This is a genomic window from Streptococcus raffinosi, from assembly GCF_030284685.1.
In the GTDB taxonomy this organism is placed as follows: domain Bacteria; phylum Bacillota; class Bacilli; order Lactobacillales; family Streptococcaceae; genus Streptococcus; species Streptococcus raffinosi.
On the sequence record NZ_JASUZV010000002.1, the window covers coordinates 196038 to 214355 of the forward strand.

The following is an 18318-nucleotide window of genomic DNA, read 5'->3' on the forward strand; positions in this document are numbered from 1 at the left end:
GAGAACCAAATGGGTCTATTTGATCGATTATTTGGACAGAAAAACGAACAGTCACAGGAAGCTGCAGAAACTGTTGCCAGCAATGATTTAACAGATGATATTTCAGAAACAGAGTCTCTTGACAATCAAGACTTGCAAAACTTTGACTCAGAAGTCGAGTTCCTTGATCATCAAGACTTATCAACAAGCGAGTCAGCTAGTGAGAGTCAAACTGAGCAGGTAAGTCAGTCAGAAAATCCAGAAGAAGCTTTATCCACAGAATCTGTTGATGAAGTGGCTGACGCTGTAGACGTGGACAGCGAAGAAGTATCTGAAGAAGAAACGGTTGAAGATTTTTCTGAGGATAGTATTGCTTCTAGTGAGTCAGCAGTAGGTCAAGAGCCTGAAGAAAGTCAAGCTGCTGTGGATAACCATTTTGCTGATGTCATGGCTGACTATTATGCCAAGAAAGCTCAAGTAGCTGCTGCTGCCGAAAAAGGTGAGACAGTTACTTTTGAAGCGGTTCAAACCCGTCAAGTTGAGGAAAAACCCGAAGAAGTTGCTACTTCTCAAGTAGAAACAGAACAAGAAAAGTATGATCGGACACTCAAAAAGACCCGTACTGGTTTTGCTGCCCGTCTGAATGAATTTTTCGCTAATTTCCGTCGTGTTGATGAAGAGTTTTTCGAAGAATTGGAAGAAATGCTAATTCTCTCTGACGTTGGGGTCAATGTTGCGACACAATTAACGGAAGACTTACGCTATGAAGCTCGCCTTGAAAATGTCAAAAAGACTGAGGATTTGCAACGCTTGATTATCGAAAAGCTTGTGGATATCTATGAGAAGGACGATGTTTACAATGAGCAAATTAACTTCCAGGATGGCTTGACTGTTATGCTTTTTGTTGGGGTCAATGGTGTAGGTAAGACGACATCTATCGGTAAGTTGGCACACAAATACAAACAAGAAGGCAAAAAAGTCATGCTGGTTGCTGCTGATACCTTCCGTGCAGGGGCTGTTGCCCAGTTGGTCGAGTGGGGGCGTCGTGTAGAGGTGCCAGTGATGACTGGTGCTGAGAAGGCTGATCCTGCTTCAGTAGTCTTTGATGGTATGGAAAAGGCTCTTGCTGAGGACGTTGATGTTCTCATGATTGATACGGCAGGTCGTTTGCAAAATAAAGACAACCTCATGGCAGAGCTTGAAAAGATTGGCCGTATTATCAAACGTGTGGTCCCAGAAGCTCCTCATGAAACCCTCTTGGCTTTGGATGCTTCAACAGGTCAAAATGCGCTTAGTCAGGCTAAGGAATTTTCAAAAATCACACCCTTAACTGGTCTTATCTTGACTAAATTGGACGGTAGTGCCAAGGGTGGGGTAGTTCTAGCCATTCGCCAAGAATTGGATATCCCAGTAAAATTGATTGGTTTTGGTGAAAAAATTGATGATATTGGTGAATTCCATTCGGAAGAATTTATGCAAGGTCTCTTGACTGGCTTGGTTTAAAAGATAAGAATAAAAGAGTGAGTGCTAGGAAAATAGGATTCACTCTTTTTAATGGTTCCCTCACCTTGAAAAAAGTCGCTTTTATTGGTAGAATAGTAAGGTAAAAGGCATGCTCCAGTGAGTGAGCTGTCACGGAATCAATCAACAACCCCCAAGCTGTAGAAATGAGCATCTGCTTTTCTGTTTTTACGGCAAGTTTAAAGAGATTTTTAATCTTAGTTTAAGGAGAAGACATGTCTGATCGTGGACTTTTAATTGTTTTTTCAGGGCCTTCTGGTGTCGGAAAAGGAACTGTCCGTCAGGAAATTTTTTCAACACCTGACCACAAATTTGAATACTCAGTCTCAATGACTACACGTGCCCAGCGTCCTGGTGAGGTTGATGGAAAGGATTATTTCTTCCGTTCTCGTGAGGAATTTGAGGAGCTTATTCGCAACGGTCAAATGTTGGAATATGCTGAGTATGTTGGTAACTACTATGGAACGCCGTTGACATATGTTAATGAGACCTTGGATAAGGGCATTGATGTGTTTCTTGAAATCGAGGTACAAGGAGCCCTCCAGGTTAAGAAAAAAGTTCCAGATGCTGTCTTTATCTTTTTGACACCACCAGATTTGAACGAACTTCAAGAACGTTTGGTTGGTCGTGGAACAGATTCTGAGGAAGTGATTGCTAAACGTATTGAGCGTGCCCGTGAAGAGATTGCTCTTATGAGCGAGTACGATTATGCTATCGTCAATGACGAGGTGCCTTTGGCTGCTGAACGTGTCAAACGTGTCATTGAAGCAGAACATTTCCGAGTAGATCGTGTGATTGGCCGCTATCGTAATATGATTTCAGAAAAGAAATTATCAGATAAATAAATTAGAAATAGGTATAGAATTATGATGTTGAAACCCTCTATTGATAAGCTTTTGGATAAAGTGCCTTCGAAATATTCATTGGTTATTTTGCAGGCCAAACGTGCTCATGAATTGGCAGCTGGTGCTGAACCAACTCAAGAATTTTCAGCTGTCAAATCTACGCTTCAAGCCCTTGAAGAAATTGAATCTGGAAATGTCACAATCCACCCAGATCCAGAAGGTAAACGTGAATTGGCACGTTTGAAAGTTATCCAAGCACGTCTAGCTGCTGAGGAAGAAGAACGTAAAATCAAAGAACAAATCGCTAAAGAAAAAGAAGAAGGCGATAAAATCTAAAATCAAAGTCTAGCTTTGGTTTATGAGGACAGGGGGAGCTGAGGCATAGTGCCTCAGCTTCCTTCTTTATGATGATAATCCGACTCAGGAGGTCCTGAGCACTAAAAATACTGGTCTTAAGGCAGTGATGGGAGGAGATATATGGTTTTAGTTGCACAAATAATTGTAGATGTTCCTCTGATGCAGACGGACAGGCCTTACAGTTACTTTGTACCCGAATCAATGCAAGGTCAAATTGCCATCGGTATGCGGGTTCATGTCCCTTTTGGTAAGGGAAATCGTCTCTTGCAAGGCTTTATCCTTGGTTTGGAAGAACAGGAAAATGGAGGCAATCTTCCAGAGTTGAAGCCTATTGCGGAGCTTTTGGATTATGAGCCGGTCCTAAATCAGGATCAGCTGGACCTGGCTGACCAAATGCGACAAACGGTCTTTTCCTATAAGATTTCCATCTTGAAGTCTATGCTTCCAGGTCTTCTTAATTCTCAGTATGACAAAGTGATCATGGCGACTGATAAGCTGAGTGAAGAGGAGAGGTGCACTTTTCTTCAGGGGCGAGACCACATTCTTTTCTCCCAATTATCAGAGAAACAAGGTCAAGCTATTCCTCGTCTGGTGCAATCTGGTTGTGTAACGGTTGATTACATTGCCAAGGATAAGCAAAATATAAAAACGGAGAAGCATTATAGTGTTCAAAAGGGCATTTTAGAGACTTTGGACATTTCGCAACGAGCCAAGAAACGGTTAGAGTTAAGGGACTTCTTGCTAGGAAAAAGTGAATCTGGGAAGTTGGCTGACCTCTATAAATTGTTTTCTCGAGATGTGGTTAAGTTTTTCATTGAAGCTGGAGCTTTGGTCATCACTGAGGTTGAGGTTAATCGTGCCGATAGCTACTTTGAAAAGGTAGCAAGGACAGATTTTCTGGAGCTGAATGCGCAACAGGCGCATGCTGTTGAAGTCATGACAGGTCAGATTGGTCGTGGTGGCAAACCGTTCTTGTTAGAAGGAGTGACGGGTTCGGGTAAGACTGAGGTTTACCTGCATCTTATAGAGAGAACCTTGACCATGGGGAAAACAGCCATTGTCTTGGTTCCAGAGATTTCCCTGACCCCCCAAATGACCAATCGTTTCATCTCTCGTTTTGGCGACTTGGTAGCCATTATGCATTCAGGCTTGTCAGACGGTGAAAAATTTGACGAGTGGCGTAAGGTTAGGTCTGGTCAAGCCAAAGTTGTTGTAGGGGCACGTTCGGCTATCTTTGCTCCCTTGGACAATATCGGAGCAATCATTATTGATGAGGAACATGAGGCTACTTACAAACAAGAGTCCAATCCTCGCTACCATGCTAGAGATGTGGCCTTGCTTAGGGCTAAGAGTCATGGCGCTATTCTTGTCCTTGGCTCAGCGACGCCTTCTATTGAGACACGAGCGAGGGCTCAGAAAGGGGTTTACCATTTTCTTGAGTTGACGGAGAGGGCCAATCCTAAGGCTAAAATTCCACAGGTAGAAGTGGTGGATTTTAAGGACTTTGTTGGGCGTCAAGAGGTGAGTGATTTTACGCCACCTCTCTTGGAAAAAATCAGAGAACGCTTGGCACGTAAGGAACAAGTCGTATTAATGTTGAACCGTCGTGGGTATTCCTCTTTTGTCATGTGTCGTGACTGTGGCTATGTGGATGATTGTCCCAACTGTGATATTTCATTGACCTTGCACATGGATACCAAGACCATGAATTGTCACTATTGTGATTTTCAAAAAGCAATACCACACGTCTGCCCTAACTGTCAGAGTCGTCAGATTCGCTATTATGGGACTGGAACACAGAAAGCTTATGACCAGTTGACAGAACTCTTGCCTGAAGCCAGAGTGATTCGGATGGATGTTGATACGACACGTAAGAAAGGGGCTCACGAGAAACTCTTGGAGGCTTTTGGAAGTGGCAAGGCTGACATTTTGCTTGGGACCCAAATGATTGCCAAGGGTTTGGATTTTCCAAATGTTACCTTGGTAGGGGTCTTGAATGCGGATACGTCCTTGAATTTACCGGATTTTCGTTCGGCTGAGCGTACCTTCCAACTCTTGACTCAGGTGGCTGGTCGTGCCGGTCGTGCGGACAAGGAAGGAGAGGTTATTATTCAGACCTATAATCCTAGCCATTATGCCATTCGGTTTGCCCAGCAACAGGATTATGAAGGTTTTTATGCCTATGAGATGGGGATTCGCCGTCAGTTGGCCTATCCGCCATATTTTTATACGGTAGGAATCACGCTTTCTCACAAGGATGAAGACTTTGTAGTCCGCAAGAGCTATGAGGTTATGGCTTATTTGAAAGAGCACTTGTCTGACAAGGTGACTTTTCTGGGACCAACGCCTAAGCCTATTGCTCGAACACATAACCTTTATCATTATCAGATTATTATCAAATACCGTTTTGAAGATAACTTGGAAGAAACGCTTAATGGGGTCCTTGATATGACCCAGGAACCTGAAAATAAGGACCTGCGTCTGATTATTGATCACGAACCTCAGAGTTTTACTTAATCTAGAAAAGGAAAAATATGACAAAATTAGTATTTATGGGAACGCCTGCCTTTTCAGCGACAGTGCTGGAAGGACTTTTGACAGATGAGCGTTACGAAATTGTCGCTGTTGTCACACAGCCAGACCGTGCTGTCGGCCGTAAAAAAGAAATCCGCATGACACCAGTTAAGGAAGTGGCCTTGGCGCATGATTTGCCTATTTATCAACCTGAAAAATTGTCGGGTTCAGAAGAGATGGCTCAAGTAATGGCACTAGGTGCTGATGGGATTGTGACTGCGGCTTATGGACAATTTTTGCCAAGCAAGTTGCTTAATAGCATGGATTTTGCGGTGAATGTTCACGCTTCTCTCTTGCCAAAATACCGTGGTGGGGCACCGATTCACTATGCCATTATCAATGGTGACGCAGAAGCTGGTGTGACGATTATGGAGATGGTCAAGGAAATGGATGCTGGGAACATGGTCAGCCAAAAGGCCTTGCCGATTCTTGACGAGGATAATGTTGGTACCATGTTTGAAAAATTGGCCGTCTTGGGTCGTGACCTTTTGCTTGAGACCTTGCCTGCCTATATTGCAGGAGAAGTTAAACCTGTTCCTCAAGATGCTAGTCAGGTAACCTTTTCACCAAACATTAGCCCAGAAGAAGAACGCCTTGATTGGAACAAGTCAGCACGCGACATCTTCAATCAAATCCGAGGAATGTATCCATGGCCTGTGGCCCATACTTTGCTTGATGGCAAACGTTTCAAGATTTATGAAGCAGACTTGGTAGAAGGTCAAGGACAGGCTGGTCATATCATTGAAAAAACCAAGAAGAGCTTGGTCGTTGCGACTGGTCAAGGAGCTATTTCGCTTAAGACTGTTCAGCCTGCAGGTAAGCCACGTATGGCTATTACTGATTTCCTTAATGGGGTAGGTCGCAATCTTGAAGTAGGTGATGTATTTGGCCAATGATTGGAAAAAAACAGCTCGTGGACAGGCACTTGAAGTCTTAGAAGAAGTCTTTCAGGAAGGGGCTTACTCAAATATTGCCCTCAATGCACGTCTGAGCAAGTCGCATCTAACAGATAAGGACAAGGCCTTGGTGACGGAAGTTGTTTATGGGACCGTTGCCCGTAAGATTACTTTGGAATGGATCTTGGCCCATGTTATTGAGGATCGAGACAAACTTGAAGCTTGGGTCTACGACCTCTTGCTTTTGAGTCTTTACCAGTTGGCTTACTTAGATAAAATTCCAGCCCATGCGGTGGTTAATGATGCCGTTTCTATTGCTAAAAATCGAGGTAATAAAAAGGGTGCTGAGAAGTTGGTCAATGCCGTTCTTCGGAAATTGTCTAGTCAACCATTGCCAGACCCAAGTAAGATTAAACGTGTCAATAAGCGCTATTCTGTTCAATATTCCCTACCTGTATGGTTGGTGAAGAAACTTATTGACCAGTATGGGGAAGACCGTGCCCTTGCTATTTTCCAAAGTCTTTTTGTGAGAAACAAGGCCAGTGTTCGTGTGACAGATGTGTCTCGTATGGAAGAGATTGCGGATGCAACTGGTGCTGAACGTTCAGAACTGTCACCAGTTGGGCTTGTTAAGTCCTCTGGTTACTTTGCTGGGACAGAATATTTTAAAGAGGGCTTGTTAACCATTCAGGATGAGACCAGTCAATTAGTTGCGCCAACTTTAGCTATTCAAGGTGAGGAAGAAATTCTTGATGCCTGTGCGGCTCCTGGTGGTAAGACGGTGCATATGGCTTCTTATTTGACCAGTGGACATGTAACAGCGCTTGATCTTTATGATCATAAACTAGACCTCATTAAGGAAAATGCGCAACGACTTGGTTTGGCAGATAGGGTTAAGACACAGAAACTGGATGCTAGTCAGGTTCATCAAATCTTTCCGGCTGATAGTTTTGATAAGATACTCGTGGATGCTCCTTGCTCAGGAATTGGTCTCATCCGTCGGAAACCAGACATTAAGTACAATAAGGATCTCCAAGACTTTGCATCACTTAAGGCTGTACAGTTGGATATCTTATCCAGTGTTTGTCAAACCCTACGCAAAGGTGGTATAATAACATATAGTACATGCACCATTATAGCTGAAGAAAATCAAGAGGTGATTCAAGCTTTTCTTGAAACCCATTCTGATTTTGAGCAAGTTGCCTTAGACCATCCATGTCAAAACATAATGGTTAATGGCTGTTTGGCAATCACCCCCGAACAGTATCTAACTGATGGCTTCTTTATCGCACAGTTGCGTAAAAAGGCCTAGGGTTACAGAGGAGGAAATGCTGACGCAAGTCAGAAAGAAGATTATGGAAATTTCATTATTAACGGACATTGGCCAAAAGCGGTCAAATAACCAAGACTTTGTTAATAAATTTGTTAACCAGGCTGGTGTTACCCTTGTCGTTGTTGCAGACGGAATGGGTGGACACCGAGCTGGTAATATTGCCAGCGAAATGTCAGTAACGGACCTTGGTCGTGATTGGATCAACACAGATTTTCGTGAATTAAGTAAGATTCGTGATTGGATGATTGCTGCTATTGATGCAGAAAATCGTAAAATTTATGAACTCGGTCAAAATGAAGAGTACAAGGGCATGGGAACAACTATTGAAGTTCTTGCCTTTGTTGATAATGCTGTGATTTTTGCCCATGTTGGGGATTCACGTATTGCTCACATTCGTAATGGTGAATACAAACAATTGACAAGTGACCACTCTTTGGTAAATGCCCTTATCAAGGCTGGTCAATTGACAGAGGAAGAGGCAGCTGTCCACCCGCAACGTAATATCATTACGCAATCTGTAGGACAATCTGCCCCAATTGAGGCGGACCTCGGTGTGCAACAATTGGAACCTGGAGACTATATTTTAGCGAATTCAGATGGATTAACAAATATGATTTCAACTGATCAGATTGTTCATATTGTCAACAGTCCTGGATTTGTCGAAGAAAAGACTAGCCGTTTAGTGGCAGCTGCTAACGAGGCAGGTGGTCTTGATAATATCACAGTTGCTCTTGTTAAGATAGAAAGTGAGGAAGGATAATGATCCAAGTCGGCAAATTGTTTGCTGGACGTTATCGAATCCTTAAAGCTATCGGACGTGGCGGTATGGCGGATGTTTATCTGGCTAACGACCTGATTTTGGATAATGAAGAAGTGGCTATCAAGGTGCTTCGGACCAATTACCAGACCGATCAGGTGGCTGTGGCGCGTTTCCAACGGGAAGCGCGTGCCATGGCAGAACTTAGTCATCCAAATATTGTTGCGATTCGAGATATTGGCGAAGAAGACGGCCAGCAATTCTTAGCGATGGAATATGTGGATGGTTCGGACTTGAAGAAATATATTCAAGATCATGCACCTCTATCTAACCAAGACGTTGTGCGTATCATGGGAGAAGTTCTCTCTGCCATGACTCTTGCCCATCAAAAAGGGATTATTCATAGGGATTTGAAGCCGCAAAACGTTCTTTTAACAAAGGATGGAACGGCTAAGGTGACCGATTTTGGTATTGCAGTGGCCTTTGCTGAAACGAGCCTGACTCAGACCAATTCTATGTTAGGTTCAGTCCACTACCTGTCTCCAGAGCAAGCGAGAGGGTCTAAAGCTACTATTCAGAGTGACATCTATGCTATGGGTATCATGCTCTTTGAGATGTTGACAGGACATATTCCTTATGATGGTGACAGTGCAGTTACCATTGCCCTTCAACATTTTCAAAAGCCCTTGCCATCGATTTTGGCTGAGAACCATAACGTTCCTCAAGCTTTGGAGAATGTGGTTATTCGAGCGACAGCTAAAAAGTTAGAAAACCGTTACCACAGCACTCTGGAAATGAGCCGTGACCTTGTGACGAGTCTTCATCCTAGCCATAGTCGTGATGCTAAGGTAGTCTTTGATGACATGACGGATACCAAGACCTTGCCTAAGGTTGATCCAGTTCCGTCAGCAACCCTTGAGAAAAAGGCTGCTGCTCAACCATCAGAGCCTACACCAACCCAAAGTAAACACCCAAGGAAAAAAACTTCTCCAGCTAAAAAGAAGAAAAATCTCTTTTCAACTCTACTCAAGGTTTTCCTAGGACTAGTCTTTATTGGCATTATCATCTTTGCTTATTTGGTATTTACTAACCCAGATAATGCTCAGGTGCCAAATGTTGTCGGACAAGAGTTGTCAACGGCTCAGACGAAACTTGAAAGTGCAGGCTTTAAGGTCGGTGATGTCAAAGAAGTCGAGGATGATTCTGTCGACAAGGGCAAGGTAATCAAGACAGATCCTACAGCTGGAACGACTCGTAAAGAAGGAACAAGCATTGATGTCTATGTTTCTTCCGGTGACAAAGGATTCACTCTGAAAGATTACAAGGGCAAAAACTACAAGGATGCTGTCAAAGACTTAACCTCAAATTATGGGGTATCTGAAGATCAAATTGATATTCAAAATGTCGAAGATGATAGTGCCGATGAAGGTGAAATCTTGTCTCAGAGCCCTGGTAAGAACAAGACCTTTAATCCTAAAGATTCTAAGGCTAAGATTAAGTTCCGTGTGGCAACACCTAAGACTATCAGTATGCCTGATGTAACAGGTTTGACAGTTTCAACAGCAGTGCAGACCTTGAACCGTAAAGATATTTCAAGTAGTAATATTGAATATCACGACTATAATACAGGTGCCAAGTTGGATAAGGATAAGGTTCCTAGTAGTACTGAGGTTCTTTATCAAGATCCACAAGTTGGTACTGCTGTTGATGGTACGGTGATTCTCTACGTTTCTATCACAACAGCAAGTTCAAGCCTTCAATCAAGCACAACAAGTACGACTCATTCGTCATCTACCAGCTCAAGCACTGAAAGCACATCTTCAAGTACAGAAACATCTACAGAAGCTACCCACACAGAACAACAATAGACTGCTTGTCATTGAGACGCACTGAAAAGAATGTTAATTGTTTTATTTGTGCGAACGAAGCAAGCATAAACCGAGACTTTCGACTACGATAACTATGCCTGAACTTTAAAGTTTTAGACGTTCGGAAGCTTCATGATTGTAGTCATGAGACTCCAAAGGGTTTTGCTGACGTTTATCTTTATCTAAGGAAAATATCAACAAAATCAATATCAAAGAGAGGTTGTGTGACCTCTCTTTTTTTGCACTTTTTGTCAATTGGCCTAAAATTTGATAGAATGAAGCCTGTATACTTTTATGTGAGAGGTCCTTATGACCAAATTTAATTTTTTCTTGGTAGTGGAAGCCTTACTTTTGACTCTTGGCTTAATCACTATCTTTAACAATGATATTACCAGTTTTATTTTTATTTTAGTCTTGACTCTCTTGGCTATCCGTTTCTTTAATAAAGAGTCTAAGAGTGATTTTGTCTTGACCATTAGTTTAATTTCACTTTTTTTGGTTTCCATGTGGAATGTCTATGTGGTGCTTGCTATCTTGGTGGGTGTAGCCTATGTCATGATTAACCATTTTTCACAGGTTAAGAAAAAGAATCGCTATGCCCTTATCAAGTTCAAAGAAGACGATTTAGATCCCCGGGCTGTGCGAAATCAGTGGATTGGGACACGTATGGAGCCAGTGAGTGATCGCTATGACTTTGATGACATCAATATTATCCGTTTCTTTGGGACAGATGTGATTGATTTGACTCAGGTTATTGTTTCAGGTAGAGACAATGTTGTGATTCTTCAGAAACTTTATGGGCCAACGACGGTCTTGGTGCCCATTGATGTCTCCGTTAAACTTAACATATCTGCTATTTATAGTTCTGTTACCTTCTTCAATGAAGATGAATATGACCTTCGCTATGAAAGTTTGACCTTGCAAGGTGCGGAGTATGAGCATGCCTATAGAACAGTCAAATTGATTCTCAATGTGGGAGCCGGGCCAGTGGAGGTACGTCGCAAATGAAGAAACAGTACCTATTTTTAATCCTTATTTACTCGGTTGTTGTCCTGGTCGGTGTCACCTTGGTTGTGATGGACAGTTTCAATCTCAATTTTTCATTGGTTTTTGGTAGTCTTTCCCAAGCGTTTCACTTTCTTTTTAACATGTTCTTTGTGGTTCTGAGTTTGCTCATTCTGCTCTATATCCTGTGGGCTATTGCTAATGATAATAGTATGCGTTCGGTCAATCAGGATTTGCGTCGGATTATCAATAACCAATCTGTTAAGCGCCAGGGAGATATTGAGTTAGACAAGAACATGATGCGTCTGTCTCATAAGATGCGCAAATTGACTGAAGACCTGCAAAAGACTGAGAATGCTCAGGCCCTTCAAAGCCGTGATATTATCAAGAAGGAGCGAGGTCGTATTGCTCGTGATCTTCATGATACGGTGAGTCAGGAACTCTTTGCGGCTAGTATGATTCTGTCTGGGGTCTCTCAAATGGTGGATCAGCTGACTAAGGAGGACCTCCATAATCAGATACAGGCGGTGGAGGCCATGCTTACTGACGCTCAGAATGACATGCGTGTTTTACTCTTGCATCTTCGCCCGACTGAGCTTGAAAACAAGACCTTGCAAGAAGGTTTGCAGATGATTCTTAAGGAGCTAACCGATAAATCCAATATTCGTGTGATTTACAAGGATATGGTTAAGAAAGTGCCTAAGCGGATTGAAAATAATCTCTTTAGGATTGCCCAAGAGTTTATCTCTAATACCCTAAAACACGCCAAGGCTAGTCAAATAGAGGTTTATCTCTACCAAAATAGTCAGGAGATTCAGTTGAAAATGCTGGATAATGGTGTTGGTTATGATTTGAATGCCTCGACTGACGAAATGAGTTACGGACTGAAAAATATCCAAGAACGTGTCGATGAAATGGCTGGAACCGTACAGTTCCTATCTGCAAAAGGTAAAGGAACCTCCATTGATGTTCGTGTGCCAATATTGAGAGGAGAAAACAATGTCGAATAAAATAAGTGTGATTTTGGTCGATGACCATGAAATGGTCCGCTTGGGCCTCAAGAGCTTCTTGAATCTTCAAGGAGACGTAGAAGTGGTTGGAGAGGCAGGTAATGGCCGTGAAGGTGTCGACCTGGCTTTGGAATTACGTCCAGATGTGGTTGTAATGGATCTTGTTATGCCTGAGTTAGATGGCGTACAAGCAACTTTAGAATTGCTCAAAGAATGGCCTGAAGCTAAAATTTTGGTTTTGACCAGTTATTTGGACAATGAAAAAATTTATCCGGTTATTGAAGCAGGTGCTAAAGGTTACATGCTCAAAACTAGCAGTGCGGCAGAAATTCTCAATAGTATCCGTAAGGTTTACCGTGGTGAGGAAGCTATCGAGACTGAGGTAGACAATAAGATTAAGTACCACGATAGTCATCCGGATTTACATGATGACTTGACAGCACGTGAACGTGATATCCTGGCACTTTTGGCTAAAGGCTATGACAATCAAACCATTGCTAATGAACTCTTTATTTCGTTGAAGACTGTCAAAACGCACGTTTCGAATATCCTGGGTAAACTCAACGTAGATGATCGTACTCAAGCGGTAGTCTATGCTTTTAGACATCATCTAGTTTCACAAAACGATGATTAAGGTGGCTCATGTCAACTCGACTGTAAAAAAAGACCAAGAGTATTTGCTTAAAGAAAATTTTTTCTGATTTTGTCAGTCAAATATATTGACTTTATGTCTAGCAAGACATACAATAGAACTATCCTAAAACTTTTCTTTTTTCATATGAGGTCACTCAACCTCGTATCATCCATCTAAGTGCTCTTAGATGATGAAATCTCCTAATTCAAAGCAATCGGTTAACCGATTGCTTTTTTTGAAAAAATGTTAAAAAGTGTTGACAGTCATCCTATCTTTCTGTAAAATAGTAAGAGTCTTTTGGGGTATAGCCAAGCGGTAAGGCAAGGGACTTTGACTCCCTCATGCGTTGGTTCGAATCCAGCTACCCCAGTTTTATCTGAGGGTAAAAAGATAAACTATGGTCCGTTGGTCAAGGGGTTAAGACACCGCCTTTTCACGGCGGTAACACGGGTTCGAATCCCGTACGGACTATTAGTACCAGCTAGAGAAAGCTGGTTTTTTTGTATCCTTTTTGATAGAATAGAGGAGCTAATTGGCCAAAACAAGACCATTCATGCTACTCTAAAATTAAAGTCAATAGAAGCATCTGACGTGACTAAAAAGACTCATGTGATGATGACAGACATAGGTTCGCCTTGCCTTAAAATAAGAATGCCCAAGCGATTCACTGAAGTCTTTCACCTTTCTAGCAAGGAAGAGTTTAAGTCACTGCTTACTTTGATTGAGAAAAATAAATAAGGAATTTAAATGACATACTATAACGTTGGAAAGATTGTAAACACACAGGGATTACAGGGGGAACTCCGTGTTTTGTCTGTAACGGATTTTGCGGATGAACGTTTTAAGAAGAAGAGTCTCCTAGCCCTTTTTGATGACAAAGATAACTACATCATGGATGTTGAAGTTGCCAGTCACCGTAAACACAAGAACTTTGATATTGTTAAGTTTAAGGGACTCTATCATATCAATGATGTCGAAAAGTACAAGGGGTACAGCCTCAAAGTTGCTGAGGAAAATCTAACAGATCTAGGTGATGGGGAGTTTTACTACCATGAAATCATTGGTCTTGATGTTTATGAAGGGGATACCCTCATCGGTCAGGTTAAAGAGATTCTCCAACCGGGGGCCAACGACGTTTGGGTAGTGAAACGCAAAGGCAAGAAAGACTTGCTCCTGCCTTATATTCCACCAGTGGTTCTCGATGTTGATGTTGCCGCTGGCCGTATTGAGGTTGAACTCATGGAAGGGTTAGACGATGAAGATTGATATCTTGACGCTATTTCCAGATATGTTTGCTCCCTTAGAGCACTCCATCGTAGGCAAGGCCCAGGAAAAAGGTCTCTTAGAAATTAACTATCATAACTTCCGTGAGAATGCAGAGAAGGCTCGTCATGTGGATGATGAACCCTACGGTGGCGGACAAGGCATGTTGCTGCGTGCTCAGCCAATTTTTGATACCTTTGATAAACTACAGGTGACCAAACCTCGTGTCATTCTCTTAGATCCTGCAGGACGTACCTTTGACCAGGCCTACGCAGAAGAATTGGCTCAAGAAGAGGAGTTGGTCTTTATCTGTGGCCACTATGAGGGCTATGACGAACGCATCAAAACCTTAGTGACGGACGAAATCTCACTAGGAGACTTTGTCTTAACAGGCGGAGAGTTGGCTGCTATGACCATTGTAGATGCAACTGTCCGCTTGATTCCAGAGGTTTTGGGTAAGGAAGCCAGCCATAAGGATGATAGTTTTTCATCAGGGCTTTTGGAGTTTCCACAGTATACGCGTCCAGCTGAATTTCGTGGCATGAAGGTACCTGATGTTCTCTTGTCAGGACATCATGTCAATATTCGACGCTGGCGGATGGAGCAAAGTTTGCGTAAGACCTTAGAGCGTCGACCAGATCTTTTGGAAAACTATGATTTTACAGATGAAGAACGTCAGATTTTAGAAGAGATAAAAGCAGAAGGAAAATAAAATGTCAGAAGAAAAGATTTACGATATTACCATTATTGGTGGTGGACCAGTCGGTCTTTGGGCAGCTTTTTATGCTGGCCTACGTGGCATGACTGTTAATATTATTGAGAGCTTGTCAGAGCTTGGTGGACAGCCTGCCATTCTCTACCCTGAGAAGAAAATCTACGATATTCCGGCCTTTCCTCAAACGACAGGTGCGGAATTGACAGAGAACCTCTTGATTCAGCTCAAGCGTTTTGAAGACCGTGTCGATATTCATTTGAAAGAGGAAGTACAAACCTTTGAGAAGACGGATGGTGTCTTCACTATAACGACTAGTAAGGGTCAACACTTGTCTAAGGCTATCGTCATTGCTTGTGGAAATGGTGCTTTCGCTCCACGTCCTTTGGGTGTGGACAATGAAGAAGATTATGCGGACAATAACTTGTTCTATAATGTGCATAGTCTGGACCAATTTGCTGGCAAGAAGGTTGTAATTGCTGGTGGTGGCGATTCAGCCGTTGACTGGGCCAATCACTTGGATGGTATTGCTGAGAGTGTGACCTTGATTCACCGCCGTGATGCCTTCCGTGCCCATGAGCACAGTGTTGAGTTACTTCATCAATCGTCAGTTAACGTGATGACGCCTTATGTACCGCTTGAAATTAAAGGCGAAAATGGTCTCGCTCAAAGTTTGACGGTTCAAAAAGTGAAGTCAGACGAGGTTGAGGAATTGCCATTAGATTCCCTGATTGTCAGCTTTGGTTTCTCAACTAATAACAAAAATCTTCGCAATTGGAATGTCGATTATAAACGCTCAAGTATTGCTGTCAATCCTAAGTTTGAAACGTCGCAAGAAGGGGTTTACGCTATCGGTGATGCAGCAGAATATGACGGTAAAATTGATTTGATTGCAGTTGGTATGGGTGAAGCCCCTATCGCTATTAACCAAGCTATCCAATATATTAATCCAGATGGTAAGAACCGCCCAGTTCACTCAACATCTTTGATTGAAGAATAATTTTAAAAGAAGGAAAGGCTCAAAAGAAGACTTTGCTTTCAATTTCAAGAGAGACTTGTCTCTCTTTTTTCATGTTTAAAAACGTGGTATAATACAGCTATGGCTAGAACGAAAAAAACAAAAAAGGGGACGGATTCTAAGAGCAGTAAGAAGCGGCCCACAAAAGCAGAATTAGAAAGACAGAAGGCGATTAAGCGGATGCTATGGACCTTCTTTTTTGCCTTTGTCTTAATTTTCCCAGTCTTTCGATTGGGTTTCTTTGGGATAACACTCTACAATTTCTTTCGTGTGTTTGTAGGCAGTCTGGCTTATCCATTGATTTTTGCCATCTATGTCTATCTTTTTGGGTTTAAATGGTTGCGTAAACATAGCAATTATGTGACGGGATTTTGGATGGCTTTTGTAGGCCTCTTGATAGAGTTTCATGCCTATCTCTTTACCTTAGATCGTATGGATGGTCTAGATATTTTCCCTGGAACGATGGATTTGCTTTTTGGGGAATTTGTGAGTGTGCAGGTAGCTCGCTTCACAGGGGGAGGTTTGTTAGGTGCTCTCTTGTATAAGCCTAGTTACTTCCTCTTTTCAAATCTTGGTAGTTTCATGATTGGTGGCTTGTTCATTCTCTTGGGTGCTTTTATTATGAGTCCCTGGGATGTTTTGGATGTCATTGATTATGCTAAAGCAGTATGGCAACGAGGTGCTGAAAAGCGTTTGGAACGAACAGCTCTACGGCAGGAGAAGAAGGCAGAGCGTCAGGCCCAGAAAGAGCGTGAAGCGCAAGAACGTGCAGAGGAAGAACGTCTGGCTGATTTGACCGTTGATGAAGAGACTGGCGAAATTTTAGAGGACGAAGCAGAGGAATTACCGCAAGAAGCTGAGATTTATACTCCCGAACCAGAAATCAGTGATTATGCCTCTGAGGTCTACGATGACAATTTTCCTCCAGAGGATTATGAGGATTTTCAAGCAAACTTTCCTCCTTATCCAGAGGATTTGCCAACCGAAGAGTTTCCACCCTCTATGGTGGTTGAGGGCGATGATGCTCCTGTTGAGGTAGATTTTACACCTAAGGAGCTCTTGCAGTACAAACTCCCTACTATCGATCTTTTTGCACCGGACAAACCTAAAAGTCAGTCTAAAGAGAAAAACATTGTTCGTAAGAACATACGTATCCTTGAGGATACCTTTAAGAGTTTCAACATTGATGTCAAGGTTGAGCGGGCCGAAATTGGGCCATCTGTGACCAAGTACGAGGTCAAACCTGCTGTTGGGGTTCGGGTCAATCGTATATCCAATCTAGCGGATGACTTGGCTTTGGCTCTTGCCGCAAAAGATGTCCGTATTGAGGCGCCTATTCCTGGAAAATCTTTGGTTGGTATCGAAGTTCCTAACTCTGAGATTGCGACGGTGTCTTTCCGTGAACTTTGGGAGCAGGCTAAGACAGATCCTAATAAACTCTTGGAAGTTCCTCTTGGTAAGGCGGTTGACGGTTCGGCTCGTAGCTTTGATTTAGCTCGCATGCCTCACTTGTTAGTGGCTGGGTCAACAGGTTCTGGTAAATCAGTTGCGGTTAACGGAATCATCTCAAGTATTCTGATGAAGGCTCGCCCAGATCAGGTTAAGTTACTTATGGTTGATCCTAAGATGGTTGAGCTCTCTGTTTACAACGATATTCCACATCTTCTCATCCCTGTGGTGACCAACCCACGTAAGGCGGCTAAGGCCCTTCAAAAAGTGGTGGATGAGATGGAAAATCGTTACGAACTCTTTAGTAAATTTGGTGTACGTAACATTGCTGGCTACAATGCCAAAGTTGAAGACTGGAATGCCCAATCGCAAGAGAAACAGATTCCTTTGCCTTTGATTGTGGTTATTGTCGATGAGTTAGCTGACTTGATGATGGTGGCCAGCAAGGAAGTGGAAGATGCTATCATCCGTCTGGGACAAAAGGCGCGTGCAGCAGGTATCCACATGATTCTTGCCACCCAACGGCCATCAGTTGATGTTATCTCTGGCTTAATTAAGGCCAATGTACCTTCTCGTGTGGCCTTTGCCGTGTCTTCTGGAACAGATAGTCGTACCATTTTGGATGAAAATGGAGCTGAAAAATTACTCGGACGTGGGGACATGCTTTTCAAACCTATTGATGAAAACCATCCCGTTCGTTTGCAAGGCTCTTTCATTTCTGATGATGATGTGGAACGCATTGTGACCTTTATCAAGGAACAAGCCTCAGCTGACTACGATGAGAGCTTCGACCCTGGTGATGTTTCTGAAAATGATTTTGGAGGAGCTTCATCTTCTAATGGTGGGGGTTCAGAAGGCGATCCGCTTTTTGAGGAAGCCAAGGCTCTGGTATTGGAAACGCAAAAAGCAAGTGCATCCATGATTCAACGTCGTCTATCAGTTGGTTTCAACCGTGCCACTCGTTTGATGGAAGAATTGGAAGAAGCAGGTGTTATCGGACCAGCCGAAGGTACCAAACCTCGTAAGGTTTTGATGACTCAAGAATAATGATTTAAAGTGGCCTGTAGCCTATAATATTCTAAAATGACTAAAGGATA

15 protein-coding genes and 2 tRNA genes are annotated in these 18318 nt (G+C 42.7%); all 17 read left to right on the plus strand.

Annotated elements, in window-relative coordinates; translation table 11 throughout:
- Positions 1-9 precede the first annotated feature (9 nt).
- The 17 genes from ftsY (at position 10) to QRD39_RS02500 (ending at position 18268) form a co-directional block, all read left to right on the plus strand.
- Positions 10-1482, plus strand: coding sequence for a signal recognition particle-docking protein FtsY (gene ftsY / locus QRD39_RS02420; protein ID WP_285955534.1), 1473 nt, complete (start codon positions 10-12; stop codon positions 1480-1482).
- A 233-nt stretch (positions 1483-1715) separates the two neighbouring features.
- The gene (gene gmk / locus QRD39_RS02425) at positions 1716-2345 is read left to right on the plus strand and encodes a guanylate kinase (protein ID WP_008535152.1); all 630 of its coding nucleotides are present in this window, start codon (positions 1716-1718) and stop codon (positions 2343-2345) included.
- Positions 2346-2366: 21 nt separating this feature from the next.
- Positions 2367-2681 (plus strand): DNA-directed RNA polymerase subunit omega, encoded by a 315-nt coding sequence (rpoZ, locus tag QRD39_RS02430; protein ID WP_002889391.1) that lies wholly within the window; start codon positions 2367-2369, stop codon positions 2679-2681.
- A 141-nt stretch (positions 2682-2822) separates the two neighbouring features.
- Complete coding sequence (locus QRD39_RS02435) at positions 2823-5219, plus strand: primosomal protein N' (RefSeq protein ID WP_285955535.1); 2397 nt, start codon at positions 2823-2825, stop codon at positions 5217-5219.
- Between the two features lie 17 nt (positions 5220-5236).
- Positions 5237-6172 carry a methionyl-tRNA formyltransferase gene (fmt, locus tag QRD39_RS02440; protein WP_285955536.1) on the plus strand — a complete coding sequence of 312 codons (936 nt, stop codon included), beginning with the start codon at positions 5237-5239 and terminating at the stop codon, positions 6170-6172.
- The gene (gene rsmB, locus QRD39_RS02445; protein WP_285955558.1) at positions 6162-7484 is read left to right on the plus strand and encodes a 16S rRNA (cytosine(967)-C(5))-methyltransferase RsmB; all 1323 of its coding nucleotides are present in this window, start codon (positions 6162-6164) and stop codon (positions 7482-7484) included. The genes fmt and rsmB overlap by 11 nt, the downstream gene beginning before the upstream one ends.
- Positions 7485-7527: 43 nt before the next feature.
- Positions 7528-8265: a Stp1/IreP family PP2C-type Ser/Thr phosphatase gene (locus QRD39_RS02450; protein ID WP_037613505.1), complete on the plus strand. Its 738-nt coding sequence runs from the start codon at positions 7528-7530 to the stop codon at positions 8263-8265.
- A complete protein-coding gene (pknB, locus tag QRD39_RS02455) occupies positions 8265-10130 on the plus strand; it encodes a Stk1 family PASTA domain-containing Ser/Thr kinase (protein WP_285955537.1) in 1866 nt (621 codons plus the stop codon). The genes QRD39_RS02450 and pknB overlap by 1 nt, the downstream gene beginning before the upstream one ends.
- A 309-nt stretch (positions 10131-10439) precedes the next feature.
- A complete protein-coding gene (liaF, locus tag QRD39_RS02460) occupies positions 10440-11138 on the plus strand; it encodes a cell wall-active antibiotics response protein LiaF (RefSeq protein WP_002889373.1) in 699 nt (232 codons plus the stop codon).
- On the plus strand, positions 11135-12145 hold the full coding sequence (locus QRD39_RS02465) for an envelope stress sensor histidine kinase LiaS (protein ID WP_002889372.1): 1011 nt from the start codon (positions 11135-11137) through the stop codon (positions 12143-12145). The genes liaF and QRD39_RS02465 overlap by 4 nt, the downstream gene beginning before the upstream one ends.
- Complete coding sequence (locus QRD39_RS02470; RefSeq protein ID WP_008535144.1) at positions 12135-12779, plus strand: response regulator transcription factor; 645 nt, start codon at positions 12135-12137, stop codon at positions 12777-12779. Before QRD39_RS02465 ends, QRD39_RS02470 begins: the two co-directional genes overlap by 11 nt.
- Before the next feature lie 298 nt (positions 12780-13077).
- Positions 13078-13149 (plus strand) — tRNA-Gln (locus QRD39_RS02475).
- Between the two features lie 29 nt (positions 13150-13178).
- Positions 13179-13250: transfer RNA gene (locus QRD39_RS02480), tRNA-Glu, on the plus strand.
- A gap of 276 nt (positions 13251-13526) precedes the next feature.
- Positions 13527-14045 carry a ribosome maturation factor RimM gene (gene rimM / locus QRD39_RS02485; RefSeq protein WP_285955538.1) on the plus strand — a complete coding sequence of 173 codons (519 nt, stop codon included), beginning with the start codon at positions 13527-13529 and terminating at the stop codon, positions 14043-14045.
- The gene (gene trmD / locus QRD39_RS02490) at positions 14035-14754 is read left to right on the plus strand and encodes a tRNA (guanosine(37)-N1)-methyltransferase TrmD (protein WP_021146191.1); all 720 of its coding nucleotides are present in this window, start codon (positions 14035-14037) and stop codon (positions 14752-14754) included. The genes rimM and trmD overlap by 11 nt, the downstream gene beginning before the upstream one ends.
- Before the next feature lies 1 nt (position 14755).
- Complete coding sequence (locus QRD39_RS02495) at positions 14756-15754, plus strand: NAD(P)/FAD-dependent oxidoreductase (protein ID WP_285955539.1); 999 nt, start codon at positions 14756-14758, stop codon at positions 15752-15754.
- Between the two features lie 99 nt (positions 15755-15853).
- A complete protein-coding gene (locus QRD39_RS02500) occupies positions 15854-18268 on the plus strand; it encodes a DNA translocase FtsK (RefSeq protein WP_285955540.1) in 2415 nt (804 codons plus the stop codon).
- Positions 18269-18318: the final 50 nt, after the last annotated feature.